Annotated in this window: 14 protein-coding genes; 6 read left to right on the forward strand and 8 right to left on the reverse strand. The window is 66.5% G+C overall.

Features of this window, described 5'->3' with window-relative positions:
* Window positions 1-3: 3 nt before the first annotated feature.
* Window positions 4-3,075, reverse strand: coding sequence for a formate dehydrogenase-N subunit alpha (fdnG, locus tag DTA15_RS25180; protein ID WP_077176954.1), 3,072 nt, complete (start codon window positions 3,073-3,075; stop codon window positions 4-6).
* A 143-nt stretch (window positions 3,076-3,218) separates the two neighbouring features.
* On the opposite strand from fdnG, the gene DTA15_RS25185 reads away from it, so the two are divergent.
* The 3 genes from DTA15_RS25185 (at window position 3,219) to DTA15_RS25195 (ending at window position 6,613) form a co-directional block, all read left to right on the forward strand.
* Window positions 3,219-4,172, forward strand: a complete 954-nt coding sequence (locus DTA15_RS25185) for a YihY/virulence factor BrkB family protein (protein WP_006495933.1) — start codon at window positions 3,219-3,221, stop codon at window positions 4,170-4,172.
* A 415-nt stretch (window positions 4,173-4,587) separates the two neighbouring features.
* Window positions 4,588-5,748: a porin gene (locus DTA15_RS25190; protein ID WP_006488818.1), complete on the forward strand. Its 1,161-nt coding sequence runs from the start codon at window positions 4,588-4,590 to the stop codon at window positions 5,746-5,748.
* A gap of 391 nt (window positions 5,749-6,139) precedes the next feature.
* Window positions 6,140-6,613, forward strand: coding sequence for a VOC family protein (locus tag DTA15_RS25195; RefSeq protein ID WP_006488901.1), 474 nt, complete (start codon window positions 6,140-6,142; stop codon window positions 6,611-6,613).
* A gap of 148 nt (window positions 6,614-6,761) precedes the next feature.
* On the opposite strand, the gene DTA15_RS25200 is transcribed toward DTA15_RS25195, so the two are convergent.
* Entirely contained in the window at window positions 6,762-7,553 is a 792-nt protein-coding gene (locus DTA15_RS25200; protein WP_006488886.1) for an AadA family aminoglycoside 3''-O-nucleotidyltransferase, read from the reverse strand.
* A 268-nt stretch (window positions 7,554-7,821) separates the two neighbouring features.
* Entirely contained in the window at window positions 7,822-8,271 is a 450-nt protein-coding gene (locus DTA15_RS25205) for an HU family DNA-binding protein (RefSeq protein WP_006492882.1), read from the reverse strand.
* A 266-nt stretch (window positions 8,272-8,537) separates the two neighbouring features.
* Here DTA15_RS25205 and DTA15_RS25215 point away from each other — a divergent pair, with 266 nt between their 5' ends.
* The gene (locus tag DTA15_RS25215) at window positions 8,538-9,656 is read left to right on the forward strand and encodes an acyltransferase family protein (protein WP_012493217.1); all 1,119 of its coding nucleotides are present in this window, start codon (window positions 8,538-8,540) and stop codon (window positions 9,654-9,656) included.
* Between the two features lie 372 nt (window positions 9,657-10,028).
* Here the strand turns inward: DTA15_RS25215 and galU are convergent, their stop codons facing one another.
* Both galU and DTA15_RS38695 read right to left on the reverse strand, forming a co-directional pair.
* Window positions 10,029-10,916 (reverse strand): UTP--glucose-1-phosphate uridylyltransferase GalU, encoded by an 888-nt coding sequence (galU, locus tag DTA15_RS25220; protein ID WP_006482949.1) that lies wholly within the window; start codon window positions 10,914-10,916, stop codon window positions 10,029-10,031.
* Between the two features lie 230 nt (window positions 10,917-11,146).
* A complete protein-coding gene (locus tag DTA15_RS38695) occupies window positions 11,147-11,290 on the reverse strand; it encodes a hypothetical protein (RefSeq protein WP_006479318.1) in 144 nt (47 codons plus the stop codon).
* Between the two features lie 217 nt (window positions 11,291-11,507).
* On the opposite strand from DTA15_RS38695, the gene DTA15_RS25225 reads away from it, so the two are divergent.
* Window positions 11,508-12,683 (forward strand): acyltransferase family protein, encoded by a 1,176-nt coding sequence (locus tag DTA15_RS25225; RefSeq protein ID WP_006495937.1) that lies wholly within the window; start codon window positions 11,508-11,510, stop codon window positions 12,681-12,683.
* A 382-nt stretch (window positions 12,684-13,065) separates the two neighbouring features.
* Here the strand turns inward: DTA15_RS25225 and DTA15_RS25230 are convergent, their stop codons facing one another.
* From DTA15_RS25230 to DTA15_RS25240, 3 genes are read right to left on the reverse strand one after another with little or no spacing between them, the layout of a single operon-like run.
* Complete coding sequence (locus DTA15_RS25230; protein WP_012493216.1) at window positions 13,066-15,534, reverse strand: glycosyltransferase family 4 protein; 2,469 nt, start codon at window positions 15,532-15,534, stop codon at window positions 13,066-13,068.
* A complete protein-coding gene (locus DTA15_RS25235; RefSeq protein WP_006491256.1) occupies window positions 15,531-16,997 on the reverse strand; it encodes a flippase in 1,467 nt (488 codons plus the stop codon). The genes DTA15_RS25230 and DTA15_RS25235 overlap by 4 nt, the downstream gene beginning before the upstream one ends.
* Before the next feature lie 40 nt (window positions 16,998-17,037).
* On the reverse strand, window positions 17,038-19,230 hold the full coding sequence (locus tag DTA15_RS25240; RefSeq protein WP_034178305.1) for an NHL repeat-containing protein: 2,193 nt from the start codon (window positions 19,228-19,230) through the stop codon (window positions 17,038-17,040).
* A 467-nt stretch (window positions 19,231-19,697) separates the two neighbouring features.
* Here DTA15_RS25240 and DTA15_RS25245 point away from each other — a divergent pair, with 467 nt between their 5' ends.
* Window positions 19,698-20,762 (forward strand): acyltransferase family protein, encoded by a 1,065-nt coding sequence (locus DTA15_RS25245; protein ID WP_006491260.1) that lies wholly within the window; start codon window positions 19,698-19,700, stop codon window positions 20,760-20,762.
* Window positions 20,763-20,796: the final 34 nt, after the last annotated feature.

Here is a 20,796-nt window from a genome sequence, read left to right on the forward strand (position 1 = left end):
CCCTTACGCCTTTTCGACCTTCACCAGGAACGACTTGAATTCCGGTGTATAGGAGTTGCCGTCACCCACGGACGGAGTCAGGGTATTGGCGAGATAGCCGGGCTTCGTCAGGCCCTTGAAGCCCCAGTGCAACGGGACGCCGACCGTCTGGACCTTCTTGCCGTCGACCGTCAGCGGCTTGATCCGCTTCGTGACGAGCGCGACCGCGATGATGTAGCCGCGCTTGGACGACACCTTCACGCGCTCGCCATGCGCGACGCCGACTTCCTTCGCGAGGTCTTCGCCGATCTCGACGAATTGCTCGGGCTGGATGATCGAGTTCAGCCGTGCATGCTTGGTCCAGTAGTGGAAGTGCTCGGTCAGCCGGTACGTGGTCGCCACGTGCGGGAATTCCGCCACCTTGCCGAACGACGCACGGTCGTCCGGGAACACGCGGGCGGCCGGGTTGTTCAGCGCCTGCGGGTTGTTCGGGTGCAGCGGGTTCGCGGCGAGCGGCGTCTCGAACGGCTCGTAATGCTCGGGGAACGGACCTTCGTTCATCCCCGCGCGGGCGAAGAAGCGCGCGACGCCTTCCGGATTCATGATGAACGGCCCCATCCCGTTTTCGGGCGGTTCGTCCGCCTTGAAGTCCGGGATGTCGGCGCCCTTCCACGCGCTGCCGTTCCAGCCGATCAGCTTGCGGGTCGGGTCGAACGGCTTGCCGGCGACGTCGCACGACGCGCGGTTGTACAGGATCCGCCGGTTCGCCGGCCATGCCCACGCCCAGTTCAGCGTCTGGCCGATACCGGTCGGGTCGGAGTTGTCGCGCCGCCCCATCTGGTTGCCGGCCTGGGTCCATGCGCCGCAGAAGATCCAGCAGCCGCTCGCGGTCGTGCCGTCGTCCTTCAGTTGCGCGAACGCGGCAAGCTGCTCGCCCTTCTTCACGAGCGTCTTCGCCGGATCCTTCGGATCGGGCAGATCGGCGAGCGCTTTCCCGTTGAACTCCATCGCCAGTTCCTCGGGCGTCGGGCTTTCCGGGTTCGCGTACGGCCAGGTCAGGTTCACGATCGGGTCCGGATACTTGCCGCCGTCCTTCTGGTACAGCTTGCGCATGCGCAGGAACAGCCCCGACATGATCTCGAGGTCGCTCCTCGCTTCGCCCGGCGGCTCCGCGCCCTTCCAGTGCCACTGCAGCACGCGGCTCGAACTCACGAGCGAGCCGTTTTCCTCCGCGAAGCAGGTGGTCGGCAGGCGGAACACCTCGGTCTGGATCTTGGACGGATCGACGTCGTTGTAGTCGCCGTGAGGCTTCCAGAACTCGGACGTCTCGGTCGCGAGCGGATCCATGATCACGAGCCACTTCAGCTTCGCGAGGCCGGCCGCCGTCTTCACCTTCGACGGCGCCGCCGCGAGCGGGTTGAAGCCCTGGCAGATGTAGCCGTTCATCTTGCCGGCATTCATCAGCTCGATCGCCTGCAGCAGGTCGTACTGCTTGTCCAGCTTCGGCAGGTAGTCGTACGCCCAGTTGTTCTCGGCGGTGGCCGCGTCGCCCCACCACGACTTCATGAAGCTGACGTGGAACGCCTTGTAGTTCTTCCAGTAGCTCAGCTGGTTCGGCCGCAGCGGCTGCTGCACGCGCTTCTTGATGTACGCGTCGAAGTCCTGCTCCGCCTGCATCGGCAGCGTCATGTAGCCCGGCAGCAGGTTCGACATCAGCCCGAGATCGGTCAGCCCCTGGATGTTCGAGTGGCCGCGCAGCGCGTTCATCCCGCCGCCGGCGATGCCGATGTTGCCGAGCAGCAGCTGCACCATCGCGCCGGTGCGGATGATCTGCGCGCCGATCGAGTGGTGGGTCCAGCCGAGCGCGTACAGCACCGTGCCGGCGCGGCCGGGTACGGCCGTGCTCGCGAGCATCTCGCACACCTTCAGGAATTTGTCCTTCGGCGTGCCGCAGACCTGCTGGACCATGTCCGCCGTATAGCGCGCGTAGTGCTGCTTCAGCAGGTTGTATACACAACGCGGATGCTGCAGCGTCGGATCGACCTTCGCGAAACCGTCGTCGCCGCGCTCGTAGTCCCAGCTCGATTTGTCCGGGTACGCGTGCTTCTCGGCGTCGTAGCCGGAATAAATGCCGTCGTTGAACGCGAAATCCTCGCGCACGATGAACGAGAAGTCCGTGTAGTTCTTCACGTACTCATGCTGGATCTTGTCGTTCGTCAGCAGATAGTTGATGACGCCGCCCAGGAAGACGATGTCGGTGCCGGTGCGGATCGGCGCGTAGTAATCGGCCACCGAGGCCGTACGCGTGAAGCGCGGGTCGACGACGATCAGCCGCGCCTTGCGGTGCGCCTTCGCCTCCGTCACCCACTTGAAACCGCACGGATGGGCCTCGGCTGCATTGCCGCCCATCACGAGAATCACGTCCGCGTTCTTGATGTCGACCCAATGGTTCGTCATCGCTCCACGGCCAAACGTCGGGGCAAGACCTGCCACCGTCGGGCCATGTCAGACACGCGCCTGATTGTCGAATGCGAGCATCCCGAGACTGCGGATGGTCTTGTGCGTCAGGTAGCCGACCTCGTTGCTGCCCGCCGACGCGGCCAGCATGCCGGTCGTGAGCCAGCGGTTGACCTTCGCGCCGTCTTCGGCCGTCTCGACGAAGTTCGCGTCGCGGTCGGCCTTCATCAGCTTCGCGATGCGGTCGAGCGCGTCGTTCCACGAGATGGGTTCCCACTTGTCCGAGCCGGGCGCACGATACTCGGGGTGCGTCAGGCGGTTCGGGCTGTGGATGAAGTCGATCAGGCTCGCGCCCTTCGGGCACAGCGTGCCGCGATTGACGGGGTGGTCGGGATCGCCTTCGATGTGGATGATGCTCGGCTGCGCATTCTTCGCGCCGTCTCCGAGGCTGTACATCAGGATGCCGCAACCCACTGAACAGTAAGGACAGGTGTTGCGCGTTTCGACGGTGCGCGCCAGTTTGTACTGTCGGACTTCGGCCAGCGCTTCGGACGGAGAAAAGCCCATCAGGGCAAGACTCGATCCGGCAAGCGACGTGGCCGTCACCTTCAGGAACTGGCGCCGGGACATTTGTAGCATGGCGGTCTCGGCGTTATTGTGGGGTGGGGTGAAACTGAAAGGAATTATAGACAGTTCAGGCAACTATGATCGAATCCTCGGATCAATACCGATATGTCCGATTAACCTGCGATGATCCGCGTTCCGCGCGCAACCGAACCGTCATGAAACGACAGATCACTTCAGAAGCCACCCGTCTCGCCCAGCAGCAGGCCAACTGGGCCCTCACCGCGTTCAAGCGCTTCTCGTCCGACCGCTGCTCCGCGATGGCCGCGGGCATCGCGTTTTTCTCCGCGTTCTCGCTCGCGCCGACCCTCGTGATGGTGATCGCGGTGGCCGGCTGGTTCTACGGCGACGACGCCGCGCGCGGCCAGGTGTTCGAGCAGGCGCACCAGCTGATCGGCGACGACGCGGCCGCCAGCATCCAGACGATCGTGCAGAACGCGCACCGCGCGGGCGAACGCGGCGGCATCGCCACGCTGATCTCGTTCGCCGCGCTCGCGATCGGCGCGTCGGCCACGTTCGCGTCGCTCAGCGCGGCGCTCAGCGTGATCTGGCCGGCCACCGAAAGCCGCTGGTCGAGCATGCTCGGGCTGGTGCGCGTGCGGCTGATCTCGTTCGGGCTCGTGCTCGGCGTCGCGTTCCTGCTGATCGTGTCGCTCGTGCTCGACACCGCGATCACCTTCATCGGCACCTGGCTGCTGGGCAATTCGCCGTACGTGGTCGTCACGAACGTCGTGCAGTTCTTCGTCGGCATCGCGGTGCTCGCGGCCGCGTTCGCGTCGTTGATGAAGTTCCTGCCCGACGCGCGCGTCGCGTGGCGCGACGCCGCGATCGGCGGCATCGTGTCCGCGATCCTGTTTTCCGGCGGCAAGAAGCTGTTCGCGCTGTATCTCGCGCATGCGGGTACCGCGAGCGCGTTCGGCGCGGCCGGGTCGTTCGCGGTCCTGCTGATGTGGCTGTACTTCTCCGCGATCGTGTTGCTGCTCGGCGCGGAATTCGCGGCCGCCCGCGGCGACGCGCATCGGCCGGCCGCGAATCCGGCGCCGGCCGCGGCCGCTCAAGCGACTCGAGCCGCTCGGCCCGATCCCGCCGGGAATCGCCCGCGCGACGACTGATTCAGCCCGCTGAAGACGGCCGCGCATCGATCCCGCGCGTACCCGGCACACCCTCCCCTCGCTTGCAACCCCGTGGTTCGCCGCGCATTCGCGCGGCGTCGACGCTTGCCTGACACGTCGGCGTGCATGCACCTGCAACCGCAAACGTTTGCACGCCCTCATTTCCTTGCTGCAACGGGCCGAAACAGGGGGTCTGCCGCCATGTGCATCAGCGATTGAAACAATCGCAGCGCAGCAATTGTCAACTATTTCATAAACAGGAACAGTGTCTGATGTGCTTGATATATATGGACTTTTTCCTGCTGTTACCTTTTCGAGACACTTTATTTTTTAAGCTTTCTTGCGTGTATGGCACTGAGCTATTCTCCAATCCGCAACAAATAACGATGAATCACTTGCGTGGAGAAACTCAACGATGAAGAAACTTGCTCTCTCGACCCTCTCGCTCGCCCTGCTGGGCGCCGCTGGCGCCGCTCAGGCTCAATCGAGCGTGACGCTCTACGGTGTGATCGACACGTCGATCACGTACGTTCACGGTAACGCCGGTCAAGGTAACAATTCGTGGTCGATGGGTAGCGGCAACCTGCAAGGCAGCCGCTTCGGCCTGAAGGGTTCGGAAGACCTCGGTGGCGGCCTGAAGGCGATCTTCCAGTTGGAAAACGGCTTCAACTCGGCATCGGGCGCACTGGGCCAGGGTGGCCGCATGTTCGGCCGCCAGGCGTTCGTCGGCCTGCAAAGCGACCAGTACGGTACGCTGACGCTGGGTCGCCAGTACGACCCGCTGGTCGACCTGGTTCAGGCAGTCACGGCTGACAACTACTTCGGCAGCGTGTTCGCCACGCCGGGCGACGTCGACAACAACGACAACAGCCTGCGCGTCAGCAACGCGATCAAATACACGTCCCCGGTGTTCGCCGGCCTCCAGTTCGAAGGCATGTACGCACTCGGCGGCGTCGCCGGCTCGACCGGCAAGGGTCAGACGTGGGCCGCAGCCGCAGCCTACAACAACGGCCCGCTCGGCGTGGCTGCCGGCTACTTCCACGCGAACAACGCATCGGCGCTCACGGCCGGCAAGCGTAGCGGCTGGACCGGTACGTCGGACGCAATCTTCGACGGCGACTCGGGCACGACCTTCATCAACAACGCGTTCACGTCGTCGACGTCGATCGGCATCGCGCAAGTGGCAGCCCAGTACGCATTCGGCCCGGTGACGGTCGGTGCAGGCTACAGCAACGCCCAGTACAAGGCTGACGGCGCGTCGACGTTCGGCACGAACCAGAAGTACAACACGGGTCGCGGCTTCGTCACGTACCAGGCATCGGCACCGCTGCTGCTTGGCCTCGGCTACATCTACACGAAGGGTAGCGGCGACAACAACGCCAAGTACCACCAGGTTTCGCTCGGCGCGGACTACTCGCTGTCGAAGCGCACCGACGTGTACCTGGTCGGCGCATACCAGCACGCAAGCGGCCACAACGCAGACGGCAGCGATGCGCAAGCGTCGATCGGCTCGTACGGCATCGCCGGCAAGAGCTCGCAGGAAATCGTCGCACTCGGCCTGCGCCACAAGTTCTAAGAAGTACGTTTCCGGTGTGCATGGCGTCTCCGACGCCTTGTCGCCGACCTGGAAAGCCAGCCCCGGTTTCGGCCGCGGCTGGCTTTTTTTCGTCCGCCTCCGGCTCGCGGGCCGGCAGCGTCTGCACGGCCTCCGCGCGACAGCCGGGCCCGACATAGGTCGGCCGGTCGGCAGCGGCCCCTGGCCGCTGCCATGCCCGCGCAACCCGGTTTCCACGGCCCGGAGAGCTCGCCGTTTCCGCCAAGGACGACTAACATCCGCACTGCCGGCACCGCCCGGCCCGACCGATGCGGGATTGGTTCGCGCCGCGTGTCGATTTCGGCGGGCGTCGTCCGTCGTATCGATGGCGGCACGTGGTTTGCCCCGGACCCATACAGACAGGAGATTCGTCATGACGATTCAGAAGATCACGCCTTTTCTCTGGTATTCGACGGAAGCCGAAGAAGCAGCGGCCTTCTATGCCGGCATCTTTCCGGATTCGCGGATCGTGCGCGTCACGGCGGTGCCCGGCACCGACGGCACGCGGATGGTCGAATTCGAGCTGTTCGGGCAGCCGTTCTTCGCGATGAGCCACCCGCGCACGGAGACGTTCAACCACGCGATCTCGCTGCTCGTCAGCTGCGCGGACCAGGCCGAACTCGATCGCTACTGGAGCGCGCTGCTCGACAACGGCGGCACGGCCGACGGCTGCGGCTGGCTGCGGGATCGTTATGGCGTGTCGTGGCAGATCGTTCCGGAAGCGCTCATTCCGATGATGGCCGACCGCGACACGGTCAAGGCGGGGCGCGTGGCCGCGGCGATGATGCAGATGACCAAGTTCGACGACGCCGCGCTGAAGGCCGCCTTTGCGGGCACCGCGGGCTGACCCGGCGCACCGGGCCGCGCATGCGTGACGCCGCGCCGGGTCGCGTGCACGCGCTCGGCTCGACGGTGCGCGCATGCCGCCGGCTCGCGAGCGTTCGCTATCCGCGGCCGGCCGGCAAACCGGTAGCGTGCATCGTCGGCGCGAACTGCTACGCCGACAGCATCGACTCGATCGTCCGCCGCGCGTAGCCGATGAATTCCGCCAGCGGTTCGCCCGACAGGATCGCCGCGCCTGCGTCACCATCGAGATAGGCCGCACGCGCAGCCGCCAGAACCGGCCGGTGCGCGTCCGGCAGGCGCGCCAGCACCCACGCCGCGGCGACGTCCTTCGGCGCGATTTTGCCGGTCGCGGCGCTATACCAGATGCGCGCGAGCGCGAGCACGATGTTGCACGCGTCGTCGCGCCAGTCGGGTTCCGCCTGCCACTGCGCCACGGTAGCGAGCAGCGCGGCGACGAAGTCGCGCGCGGGCACCGGCTCGAACAGCACGTCCGCGGGCGGGCCGACCAGCGCGATGCTGTGCTCGCGCGCCTTCGTCAGCAGGATGGCCAGATCGTGATCGACGAGCGGCGGCTCGACGATGCCGGCGTCGAGGTCGCTGCGCAGCCATTCGCCGAACTGCAGCTCGCGTCGCGCCGGATGACGCCACGGCACCACGTCGCCGTGCGCGACGACCGTGACCTCCAGCGCACGCATGCCGCCGCTGCAACCGGGCGGCGCAGAAGCACCGAGCAGGTCCGACATCAGCGCGTGTCGCGCCGCTTCGTCCGGGCGCACCGCCACCGTCACCAGCAAATCGATGTCGCTGCGCGGTTTCAGGCCGCCGTCGAGCACCGATCCGAACAGGTGGATCGCTTCCAGCGTCGCGCCGAGATGCCGTTCGATCACGACACGTGCGGCGGCGACCTGTGCGGCGATGTCGTGCGGGGTGTCGTCCGTCACGATGACAAATCTCGCGATGCGCTCGCGACGGAACGCGCGGCAACAACGCGGCGCGCGAATGAAACTCGCGGCTCGGCGATGCGGATGCGGATGCGCGACATGCGATCCGCCGCACATCGTGCGTCGGCCAAACCCGGCATCGCCGGGCGATCCGTTCGCCGCCGCGCGCTTTGCGCGACGCAATAAAAATCCCCGCACGCTTTCGCGTACGGGGATCTCGGGACACTGCAACGGCTGCCGACATGCATTCGGCAGTCGTTGCGCGGCATTACGCTGCCGCGTCCTTCAGCTTCTTCAGCGCACGTGCCTTCACGCGCACGCTGGCCGGCTTCGCCGGGAACCAACGCTCTTCGCCCGTGAACGGATCCTTGCCGAAGCGCTTCTTCTTCGCCGGCACGACTTGTGCCGTGATCTTCAGCAGACCCGGCAGCGTGAACTCGCCTGCGCCCTTCTTGTGAACCGAGCCCAGCACGACGTTCTCGAGTGCGGCGAGCACTGCCTTGACCGCCTTCACTTCGACAGCCGCGCGCTCAGCGATGTGCGTTGCGAGCGATGCCTTCGTGAACTTGTCCTTCAGCGGCGTCGGAGCAGCCGGTGCTGCCTTTGCGACAGCCTTCTTGGCCACTACTTTCTTCGCGGGCGCAGCCTTTTTGGCAGCCACCTTCTTGGTCGCCGGTGCGGCAGCCTTCTTGGCCACCTTTTTTGCGGAAGTCGCCATGTTTCTCCTACCAGGTGTGGTCGTTGGATACACGAAGCGTGCAACGCGCGCGCTTCAACGCCGGATTCTACAAGCGCCTTGACGCTTCGTGCAGTACTTTTATGCGTTTTCGCGGGGTTTCCCGCAGGTTTTGTTGCGCGCGACCGACTTCATCGACACTCGAGCATGAAAAAACGCGTGTACGTATGGGCTCAAACAAGCCGAACGCGAATTACGTTCGATATTTGCGCACCTATACTGGGCGCGCTCAATGCCCGGATGCCTCCATGCGCGAAGTCAGATACGTCAAAGGACTCGACGGCCTGCGAGCCCTCGCCGTCATCCTCGTTTTCCTGTCCCACAAGGGCCATGTCCTTGCCGTCGACGTCGGCAAGCTCGGCGTGTGGACGTTTTTCCTCATCAGCGGATTCCTGATCGTCGGCGAGTTGCATCGCAACCGTCAGGCGGTCGAATGCGGCACCATGACGCGCCGCCACGCGCTCGCGCTGTTTCTCGCGAAGCGCGCGCTGCGGATCTTTCCCGTGTATTACCTGCTGCTCGCCGCGCTCGCGATCGCGCACGCGCTGTTCTACCAGCGCGGCGTCAATCTCGGGCTCGCCTGGCACGCGGTGTTCCTGTCGAATTACTGGATCGGCGTCGTCAAGGACGGCTGGCCGGGCTCCACGTCGCATTTCTGGAGCCTCGCCGTTGAACAGCAGTTCTATCTGATCGCACCGCTCGCGCTGCTCGCGGTGCCCGCCGCGCGACACGTCGCGCTCGGCGTCGCGGCCGTCGCGCTGTGTGCGCTCGCGCATCTCGCGCTCTACCTGTCGGACGCATCGCCGGTGCTGATCTACGCGTTTTCCCCGTGGAATTTCGCGTTGATCGCGCTCGGCGGCGTCGGCGCGATGGCGCTCGCCGATCGCGGCGCGGCCGCCGCGCGCCGCGTACCGCCCGGCTGGCTCGGCGCGGCCGGCGTCGCATTCTTCCTCGCGCTGCCCGCCTGCACGACCTTGCCCGATGCGGTCGCGGGGCTTGCGGATCTCGGCCTGTCCGTGTCGCTCGGCGCGCTGATGCTGTGGATCGTCAGCGCACCCGAGCATCCCGTCGTCGCGCTGCTCGACTGGGCGCCGCTTGCCTATCTCGGCACGATCAGCTACGGCTTCTACCTGTTCCACAACCTGATTCCGGCGCGCTTCGGCGTGCTGCCCGCGTCCTTCGCGCACGTGCCGATGCCGGACATCGTCCGCGACGCGGCACCGGAACTGCTGCAATTCGCGCTCGCCGTGCTGCTCGCTCACCTGTCCTGGCGTTATCTCGAAAAGCGCTTGCTCGACTTCAAGAAGCCGATCGCCGCGCTGCTGGCCCGGCACTTCGCCGCGCAGCCGAGCGCGTCGCCGCGCTGAGCGTCGCGTGGACGCGGCGCGCGGCGGAAGCCGGACGGGAATGCGTCGATACCGGTGACGCCCGGCGACCGGCGGCATGTCGGCCGACACCGCGTCATCGCGCGACACCCACGCGAGTGACGTGCATGCCGCGCAATCCCTCCACCGATCCGGTCACGCGACGCATGCTTCGGCACCGCTTTCACGCGCGACGTCCCGCCTCACCGGCATGCGTCGCGCGTCGCGCGCCAGCACCCCGCACACCTGCCCGGCACCGCGTGCCGACGTCGCGCACCCTGCGCTCGCGCCCGCGCAAACAAAAAAGCCCCGGCGCGCGAGCGGCCGGGGCCAACGGAACAACCACCACCTGAAACGACGGAGCGCGCGGCCGCTTTAAGCGACGGCAGCCAGCGCGGGCAAGCAGGTACGCAGGTACGCCTCGAATTCGCGGCTCACTTCCGGATGCTGGAGCGCGAGCTCGACGGTGGCCTTGAGATAGCCGAGCTTGCTGCCGCAGTCGAAGCGCGTGCCGTAGTAGCGATACGCGAGCACCTGCTCGTTCGCGAGCAGCGACTGGACGGCGTCGGTGAGCTGCAATTCGCCGCCCGCGCCCGGCTTGAGCTTGCGCAGATGATCGAAGATCGTCGGCATGAACACGTAGCGGCCGACCACGCCGAGGTTCGACGGCGCATCCTCCGGCGCCGGCTTCTCGATGATGCCCGACAGCTTGATGATGTCCTCTTCCCACTCCCGGCCTTCGACGACGCCGTACGAGCGGCTGTCCTCGCGCGGGATCGTCTCGACCCCGATCACCGAGCTGTGATAGTGGTCGAACACGTCGACGAGCTGCTTGAGCACCGGCTGTTCGCCGTGCAGCAGGTCGTCGGCGAGGATCACCGCGAACGGCTCGCCGTGCACCAGCTTCTCCGCGCACAGCACCGCGTGGCCGAGGCCGAGCGCTTCCGGCTGGCGCACGTAGAAGCAGTTGACGTGGCTCGGCTTGATGCCGCGCACGAGTTCGAGCAGCTTTTCCTTGCCGCGCGCCTCGAGCTCGGCCTCGATCTCGTACGACTTGTCGAAATGATCCTCGATCGCGCGCTTGCTGCGCCCGGTGACGAAGATCATCTCGGTGATACCGGCGTTGATCGCTTCCTCGACCGCGTACTGAATCAGCGGCTTGTCGACGACGGGCAGCATTTCCTTCGGGCTCGCCTTCGTTGCCGGGAGGAACCGCGTGCCGAGACCGGCAACGGGGAACACGGCCTTGGTGACTTTCAACATGTTCGCATCCTGATTGCGTTGACTGCGCCGCGTCGACCTGCGACCCGGCGCGATTGTGTTCCGAACGGCATATCGAGAATCGACGGTACGGCCAATTCCACTCCGCTCATTTTCGATATGAACTGATTGCCCAATGATTCCGAAAAAAATATAATCGTTTCAATTCGGTCGATATTGCCGGACCGATTGCCGAAGCAGAAACAAATTACCGATTTTCCGGATACAAATTCTTACGATTCGAATTCCTCGATATAGGGCACGCCGCCCCGCTCGAGGCCCGGGCGGATCGGTTCGTTCTTCAGCGCCTCGCGGTACGCCGACAGCACGGCCATGACCAACAGTACTGCAGCGCTCGCGATCCAATGCATGTCCATCTTGCCGCTCCTTGCATCAATCAACTGGAGCTTCAAACTATCAGAAAAAAATCGGCAAATAATTCGCCCCCCTCGACGAGCCGCTTTCAGGTCGCGATAACTCCATGATGTGGAATACCGATATTTCCGGGCGAGATTTTTTTATTCATTGACCGAATTCTTGCGCATTACGATTGGATGAAACTTCCCGTCCATCCGTCGCAAGGAATCGAATCGCATGCAAGCTTTCAGCGGATCGTCTCTGGCCGCGCCACCCGTCGCCGACCACAAGGAACACGTGATCGACGCGATGCGCGGCTTCGCGGCGCTGCTCGTCGCCTATTTCCACTGCCGCCAGGTCGTCTGGGTCGGCATGCAGAGCTTCCATCATGCTTACGGTCATGCACTGAGCCCGGGCGTGATCGCCGGCTACCTGACCTTCCCGTTCGCGTGGGGCTCCGCCGGCGTGCCGATCTTCTTCGTGATCAGCGGCTACTGCATCCACCGCAACGCGGCGCTCAAGCTCGCGGCCAACCCCGCATACCGGCTCGACGCGCCGAATTTCTGGGTGCGCCGCTTCGCGCGCATCTACCCGGTGCTGCTCGCCGCGCTGCTGTTCACGCTCGCGCTCGACGCGGTCAGCCTGCAGATCGAGCCCGTCAGCCACAAGATCCGCGACGTCGGCCTCGTCGCGTTCCTCGTGAACCTGTTCTCGCTGCAGGGCGTCGCCGGCTACACGTACGGGTCGAACGGCGCGCTGTGGACGCTGTCGCTCGAAGTGCAGTTCTACGCGGTCTACCCGCTGCTGTTCGCGCTGCGCCGGCGCATCGGGATGCCGGCCGTCGTGGCCGCGGTCGCGCTCGTCAACGTCGCGTCGGCGTGGCTGCTCGAACGGCACGACCTGCAGTTCTTCACGTCGTACTGGCTGTCCTGGACGATCGGCGCATGGATCGCCGACGTGCGCGCGCAGCAATCGCGCGGCATGGCCGTCGTGCCGTCGCGCGCGTGGTACGTCGCGGCCGCCGTGCTGCTGGCCGCCGGCTGCGGCGCGTTCCATGTCGGCCAGTACGGTGCGTTCCAGCTGTGGTCGGCCGGCTTCGCGTGCTTCCTGTACCGCGCGCTTGCCCGCCCGCCGCGCCCGACGCCGCCGCTGCGCGTGCTGAGCTGGTTCGGCGACTTCAGCTACTCGCTGTACCTGGTCCACCTGCCGCTGTTCGTCTGCCTCGGCTCGGTGCTGTTCCATTCCGAACTGCAACTGTCGATCTGGCCGTCGTTCGCGTTCATGGCCGTCGCGATCCCGGTGGCGTACCTGTTCTACCGGATGTTCGAACGGCCGGCGATGACGTGGTCGGCCAGCTTCAAGCCGACCCGCGCCGCCCGCGTCGTCGCGTCGACGCCCGAACAGGCCGTCTGACCCAAGCCGGCCGGCCCGTCCGGTTTCGCGCCCCTCGCGCGGCGTCTCGCTGCGCGGGGGCTTTTTCATGGCCGGCACGCGGTCGCGGGCCGCTTCGTCAAGGGACGGGCAGCCTGCCGCTCTCCGACCGCGCCACGACCCGCGTAAGCCGTCTCTGCGGGGTTGCTGCAGCACGACTGCAACGGTGTCGCCTGCCCGCTTCACGTCGCCGATGGCCCGCTCCCGGTTTCAGATGACGATCGGCCATGCTCGCGCCTCATGTGGAGTCGGCGTGCATGCCCGCCCGTCCGCCACCACCAGACATCTCGCCCGCCGAAAAGCGAAGCCCCCACGCAGCACGACACCGCATGGGGGCCCGTTTGCCGCCGGCTCGCGCCAGCTGCTACTTCTTCGCGTTCGCGGCCTTGGCGGCCTTCGCCGTATCCGCGAGGATCTTCTCGACCCGCTCCACGTAGGTTTCGGTCCCGAACCGGCGCACCGCGGTCGCGCGCCCGCTCGCGACGAGCCGCTCGCGCAGCGCGCGGTCGCGCTTGAGCGTCGCCAGCGCATCGGCCAGCGCGGCCGCGTTACCCGGCTCGCAGAGCAGCCCGTTGTCGCCATCCTCGATGATCTCGACGACGCCGCCCGCCCGCGCCGCGACGACCGGCCGGCGCGCGAGCATCCCCTCGACGATCACGCGCCCGAACGGCTCCGGCGTGATCGACGTGTGCGCGACGACGTCGACCGCCGTCATGCACGCGGCCACGTCGCGCTGGAAGCCGAGGAAATGCACGCGCGCGTCCATCCCGTGCTGCGCGACGTATTCGTGCAGTTGCGCCGCATAGTCGTCCTCGCCGAACAGCGGCGCGCCGACCAGTACCACGTGCATGTCCGGATGCCGCGCGGCGGCCTCCAGCAGCACGTGCTGCCCCTTCCAGCGCGCGAGACGGCTGAACGAGCCGACCAGCCAGGCGTCCGCGGGCAGCCCCAGGCGCGCGCGCAGCGCGGCCTGGCTCACGCCTTCCAGCGCGTCGAACGGTTCGGCCGAAATGCCGTTGAACACGACGTCGACGTGCTGCGGCGTGAAGCCCGTCAGCGCGCGGAACGCTTGCGCGGATGCATCGGAGTTCGCGATCACGCGTGTGACGCCGAGCCGCGCGCAATACTTGATCGCCTTCAACTGCTTGCCGCCGAAATGGTCGGTGCTGACGATGTCGCGCAGGTGCCAGACCACCGGCTTGCGCGCGAGCCGCCCGGCGAGCGCGGCGACCACCATCGCGCGTTGGGTGTTCGCGTAGATCACCTCGGCGCGGCGCGCGCGCCGCGCGACGTCGCGCACCAGCCGCACGAGCTGCTTCACCGCGCCGAACGACACGCCGCCCTGCTTGCGCACGCCCGCGAGCGCACCCTGCTCGACCACGTCGACGCGCGCGCCGATCTCGTCGAGCGCCGCGCGGAACGGACCGTCGGCGAACAGCAGCACGTCGGCGTTCGCGCGCATGTGCTTCATGATCTCGAGCAGCGACAGCTCGGCGCCGCCGAGCACGCCGCTCTGGTCGAGCACGAGCGTCGCCGGGCCGCGCGCGGCCGGCAGAGGCGCGGCCGTGCCGCGCTGCGCGGTCGAGCCGGGCAGCGCCTGCTCCACGTAATCGAGGAAGCGCCGCCGGAACGTGTCGGCGGAAAACCGCTCCGCGTTCGCTCGGCACGCGTCCGGCGTGAAGCGCTGCGGCGCGCGCTCGAAATCGTCGACGGCCGCGACGATCGCCTGCGGCGTCTGTTCGTCGAAGAAGAGACCGGTCGGGTGCAGGTTCGATTGCGGGTCGAGCACGGTTTCGAGCGCACCGCCCTTGCCGTACGCGATGACCGGCGTGCCGCACGCCTGCGCCTCGACGACCGAGATGCCGAAATCCTCCTCGGCCGCGAACACGAACGCCTTCGCGCGCCGCATCCGGTCGTGCAGCACCGCGAACGGCTGGTAGCCCATGATCTCGACGTTCGGGCCGGCCTTCGCGCGGATCTTCTGCATCTCGGGGCCGTCGCCGATCACGACCAGCTTGCGCTCGGGCGTGCGCGAAAAGGCTTCGACGATCAGGTCGATCTTCTTGTACGGCACCATCCGCGACGCGGTCAGGTAGAACTCCTCTTTCACCGCATTCAGCGAGAACGCGTCGACGTCGACCGGCGGAAAGATCACCGCCGCGTCGCGGTGATAGACCTTCCTGATGCGCCGTGCGATGAACGCGGAATTCGCGACGAAGCCGTCCACCGCGTTCGCGGTGCGCGTGTCCCAGTTGCGGATGTAGTGCAGGATCATCCGCGCGAGCAGCGATTTCGGCCCATGCGTGAGGTTCGACTGCTCCAGATACTGGTGCTGCAGGTCCCACGCATAGCGGATCGGCGAATGCACGTAGCTGATGTGTACCTGGTCCGGCCCGGTCAGCACGCCCTTCGCGACCGCGTGGCTGCTCGAGATCACGAGGTCGTACTCGGACACGTCGAGCTGCTCGATCGCGAGCGGCATCAGCGGCAGGTAGCTACGGTACTTGGTGCGGGCGAACGGCAGCTTCTGGATGAAGGACGTCGTCACCGGCTTGCCGCGCACGAACGCGCGGTCGTCGAGAAAATCGACGAGGCTGAACAGATCCGCGTCGGGAAAGCACGCGACGATCTGTTCGAGCACGCGCTCGGCGCCCGCATAGGTGACGAGCCAGTCGTGGACGATCGCCACGCGCAGCGCACGCGCCGGCTGCCGCGCGCCGGCGCGCTCGGCCGACACCGCGCGGTGCAGCGCGGCGGCGTCGCCCGGGTGGGCCACGGCGGCATCGGCCGTGGCGAGATTCAGGACGGCGTGTTCCGCCAGATCGCGATTCATATGGTTTTCCTCGCATTGAGACGGACAAACAGGTCGCGCACGAGCGCGCGCAACCCCGGCGTCATCGTGAGCGACCACGCGACGTTCAGCACCAGCACGACCGCGCACATGCCGATCGACTCGCCGAGCCCCGGCCACGCCTGCGCCAGGAACAGGCTCGCCAGCAGGAACGCGAGATGCGCGAGCATGTCGAGCACGATTGCGCGCATCCGGATCGCCGACAGGTACAGCAGCACGCCGTAGTCGACGAGCGCGCGCGCCGCGACGACCACCGCCGCGCCGATCAGCCCGAAGTGATGAATGCCGAACCACAGGCCGCCGACGAAGAACGGCATCTCGACGAGCCCGGCGAATGCCGCGCGGGCCGGGTTGACCTGCGACTGGATCAGGATGCGCGTGACGCTCGCCTGGCCGACGAGCCACACGCTGATCACCAGCACGCGGCCGACCGGCGCCGAATGCGCGGCGAGATCGGCGCCGACCCACAGCGTGAGGAACGGCGCGAGCGCGAAGATCGCGACGATGCCGACCGGCGTGAACACGCCGTTCAGGAACTCGAGCGACTGGCGCGCGAGCGTATCCGCATGATCGCGGCCGACCGCCGACAGCCGCGGGAACAGCGTGCGCACCAGCGCGTTCGGCAGCATGTTCAGGCGCGTGACGAGGTTCTGCGGCACCGTGTAGTAGGTGACGAATTTCGCGCCCATGCCGGCGCCGAGCATCACGCGGTCAAGCGTGTCGGCGATCATGCTGGTCGTGCTCGCGATCAGCATCCAGCCGCCGAAGTTGAACAGCCCTTTCGCGGTGCCCCACTGCGGCGGATCGATGCGGCGGATCCCGAGCACCTTGATGCTGGCCTGCCCGAGCATCACCGCCGCGATCAGCCGCGCGACGACGGCCGCGGCGAGCACCGTCTGCAGGTTCGGCGCGATCCACCACGCGGCGGCGAGCGGCAGCAGCTGGAACAGGAACGTGCCGATCGTCTGGTTCGTGTTGAACACGCCGAACCGTTCGGCGCCGTTGATCGCGCCGGCGAACACCCACGACACGTTCGCGAGCGGAATCGCGAGCGCGAGCCACGGCAGCGCGAGATACACCTCGTGCTGCATCGCGGCCGACACCTTCGTGAAATACGCGGTGTAGACGAACGCGCCGAAATAGATCAGCAGCCCGCCCGCGATGCCGGTGCCGAGGTTCAGCCAGAACGCGCTCCAGAACACGCGCGCGCTTTCGTCCGCGTCGCCGCTCGCGAGCGCCTTCGAGATGTGGTTCTGCGCGGCCATGCTCATCCCGAGATCGAGGATCCCGAAATAGCCGATCAGCGTCCATACGAGGCTGACGACGCCGTAGCGTTCGACGCCGAGCGCGTGGATGTACGCGGGCACCGTCACCAGCGACACGAAGGTCGGCAGGATCAGCCCGATGAAGTTGATCGAAACGTTCTTGAGTATGCCTTTGTCCATGCTTGAGCCTTGAGTGACGTCGACGACGGCGCGCCGCCCGTCACGGTTTCCAGCGATACATCAGCACCTTGCCGCGCGCGTCTTCCTCGACGAACACCAGGTACTCGCCGTTCTCGCGCCGGAACGCGCTGATGCCGAACGGCACGTCGACCCAGCCGGACGCCTTGCCGACCTCGGCGCCCGGGCTCATCACGCCGACTTCCTTGCCCGTTTCCTTGTCGTACACGTGGATCTTGCCGACCGGCTCCACCGTGAAGAGGTAGCGCCCCTCGACCGTGATCCCGATCAGGTCGAAGATCGGCTTCGCGTCGAGCTTCCACGGCAGCGCCACCTGGTAGCGCGCGACTGGCGAGCCCGTCGACCACTTGTCGAAGCGGATCAGCACGCGCCCGACTTCCTTGTTGATGCCCGGCTGCGGCGGCGCGTCGGCGGTGTAGCCGGTCACGTACAGCGTGTCGGTCTGCGGCTCGTAGATCGCGCGGCGCAGCTGCGTGAACGGCTGCGGCATCGGGTAGGTCGTCACCTTGTCGTACGAATAGATCGGGTTGCCGGCCTTGTCGACGCCGCCGTACTGGAAACGGTGGATGCCGCGCACGTCGCTCGTGCGCCAGATGTCGCCCTTCGTGTCGACCCACCAGCCCCAGCCGCCGGCCTTCGCCTTGCCCGTCGTGTTGAGCTCGGACTCGTCGGCGTCGATTCGGCCGTTGCCGTTCGCGTCGCGCCACAGCCAGTCGCCGCCCGGCGGCTTGTTCGGCACCTTGTCGACCGGTCGCGCACGGCCCGCGATCAGGCCGGACGGAATCGCGACTTCGCCGTCGCGCTTCGCGTCGAAGCGGTAGATCTTCAGGTGATCCGCGTACATGTCGGTCAGGTACAGGAACGTGCGACCGTCCACGCGCCGCGCGATCGGCATGCCCGGATACTGGTCCGTGTGGAACACCGGGTCGTCCGGATACTTGAAGCGGTTCGACAGGAAGCCGACGTATTTCCAGTCCTGGCCCGGCGGCTTCGACAGGTCGAGCTCGAAACGCTTGTTGCCCGTGTATACGCTGTTCGGCCGTGCGGGGTCGAGCCACGCGCCGTCGACGAACAGCAGCCCCTGCACCTGCCAGCGCAGCTTGCCGTCCGGCGTGTAGCTTTCCAGCACCGCGCCGAGCCCCGCGCCGATCGTGTCGTGGCGCGGCCCGATCCCGTTCATCGACACGTAGATGTTGCCGGCGCGGTCGACACCGACGCCCGTCAGCCCGTTGAAACGCTGCGGCCCCGGCCGGCCCGGCACCGGGCCCGCGAAGATGCCGCCGCGTTCGCCGAGCGTGCCGGACGGCGCATAGCCGTTGCCGCCTTTCGAGAAGATCAGGATCTGCTGGCGCGGCCCGTTGTCCGCGATCAGCACGCGCCCTTTCGCGTCGACCGCCACGTCCACCGCGTCGGTGCCTTCCGGCAGCGCCGGCGCGTCGTCGAGCTTGCGGCCGTCGGCCCGCACGTGCACGAGATGCGCGGGCCCGCCCAGCGTATCGGTCAGCAGCCACAGCGTGCCGTCGCCCGCGAGCGCGATGCGGCCCGGCTCGTGCGCGCTCCACGTGCCCTTTTGCTGCATCGTCTCCGCGTCATAGACAACCACCACGTCGCGCGACGGATTGGTCGCGAACAGCGTCTTGTCGTCGGCCGCGAGGCCGCCCACTTCGGCCTTCGCCTCGCCGACTTCCGAGCGCGCGGGCGCCGGCACCTCGTTCATCATCATGAAGCTGGCGGCCATCCGTGCACGGCCGGCGTCGGCCCGGCCGCCCGGCGCGACCTGCGGCGCCGCGCGAAACGGCGCGGGCTGCTTCATGTCGCCGATCGTGCGTCGCGAGATGCCGAACCATTGCTTGCCCTTGTCCGGCCAGATGCCGGGCGCCTGCAAGTGGCCGCGCTCGTTGCCGACGCCGATCGCGACATACGCGTACTTGCTGTTCACCGCGATCGCGTTGCCGCCGAGATTGCCCCAGCCGTGCGTGCCGCCGGCGAAGCCGAGCATCTTCCCGTCCTGGTAGACGCTCGCCTCGGCGCCGCTCTCGTCCCACGGCGCATTCGTATACACCTTGCCCTCGGGCGTCACCGCGATCGCGCGGATGTCGATCTGCGTCCATGAGCCGTCGCCATAGCCGAACGTGTTGCCGATCCACGACGTCGTCGCGGGCAACACCGTTTCGGCCGGCACGGCGCTCGTCAGCAGCGCCGCGCATACCGTCATGCCAACCAGAATCAGACGTCGCAATGCGCTTCTCCAGACTTGATGCAACAGCGACCGGCGCCGCCACGGAGTGCCGCGGATGCGCGCTGTCGCTAAATGGGTTTCAAACGTCGCGATGCAGGTTACAAGCAAAAATAATCACAAGAAATTTGGAAATATTTGGGGATGTTTCCGCGTGAAATATCGAACCGGAACAGCGAGTAAATGGCGCGCGGAAACGGCAATAACGACCGTCTTTCCCGCGCCACCACGTAGAAAATTCCGCCTCGCTCCGCCCATCGGGCCCGCCCGGGCGCCAACCTTTCATCTCGCGATCGCAATAATCGGCATTTGAATATTTGTCGCCAGATAAATGACGCGCGTTTTTTTACCGATTTCTTTTCCCTAGAATCGATTTCGATTCCATATTCCATTAAAGGCATGCAATACGTACACGCATTGGATGCGGGTCGTGAAGGAGCCCCGCGATGACGGCCCTGGCACGCCCCGCCGACCTCGCCCCGCCACAACACAGCCGCATCGTGCAGCTCGACGGGCTGCGCGCGATCGCGGTGGGCGCCGTGTTCCTGCAGCACGCGCTGAAGGCGCCGCTGTGGATGGGTGTCGATCTGTTCTTCGTGCTGAGCGGCCTGCTGATCACCGGCATCCTGCTCGATCGCAAGGCGCGCGGACAGTCGTACTTCAGCCACTTCTATGCGCGCCGCGTGCGCCGCATCCTGCCGCCGTACGTGCTGCTGCTGGTGGTGTCGACGCTGCTGTTCGGCGCGAGCTGGCTGCCGCACTGGCCGTGGTTCGCGTTTTTCTCGACCAATATCGGGCTGTCGCTCGGCAGCATCGGCCATGACAGCCTGAACGTGCTGTGGTCGCTCGCGGTCGAGGAGCAGTTCTACATCTTCTGGCCGTTCGTCGTGCTGTGGTGCTCGGAGCGCGCGCTGCTGTGGGTCGCCGCCGCGCTGATCGTCGCGGCGCCGGTGCTGCGCGCGATCGCGACGCCGTGGTTCGATTCGTTCTGGCCGATCTACTACCTGACGCCGTTCCGGATGGACCTGCTCGCGGCCGGCGCCTTGCTCGCGATCGTGCTGCGCCGCGACCGGCGCGCGCTCGAGCCGTTCTACCCGCTCGCGATCGTCGGCGCGCTCGTGTCGCTCGCGATCCTCGGCTGGCTGCACCTGTCGTTCCCGCGCTTTCGCGCCGCGAACACGCCGATGTCGAATGCGGCGCTCTACAGCATCTCGCTGCTGCTGTGCACGTCGATCGTCGTGATCGCGCTGCGCGGCCGCGGCCTCGTGCAGCGTGTGCTGACGAACCCGATGCTCGTCTACGTCGGCACCGTCAGCTACACCGTCTACCTGATCCACCTGAGCGTGCTGTACGCGCTGTGGCCGCTGCATCTGAACCGCTTCGTCACGGCCGCGCTCGCGCTGGCGATCACGCTCGCGTACGCGACCCTGAGCTGGTACGGCTTCGAACGGCGCCTGACGCGCGGGCCCGCGCGCCGCGCGGTGCCGGCCGCCGCCGGCACGACCGCCTGAATTTCATCATCCATTGCTTCTACCAGGACAACGC

The sequence above is a fragment of the Burkholderia cenocepacia genome (assembly GCF_900446215.1).
In the GTDB taxonomy this organism is placed as follows: Bacteria; Pseudomonadota; Gammaproteobacteria; order Burkholderiales; family Burkholderiaceae; genus Burkholderia; species Burkholderia cenocepacia.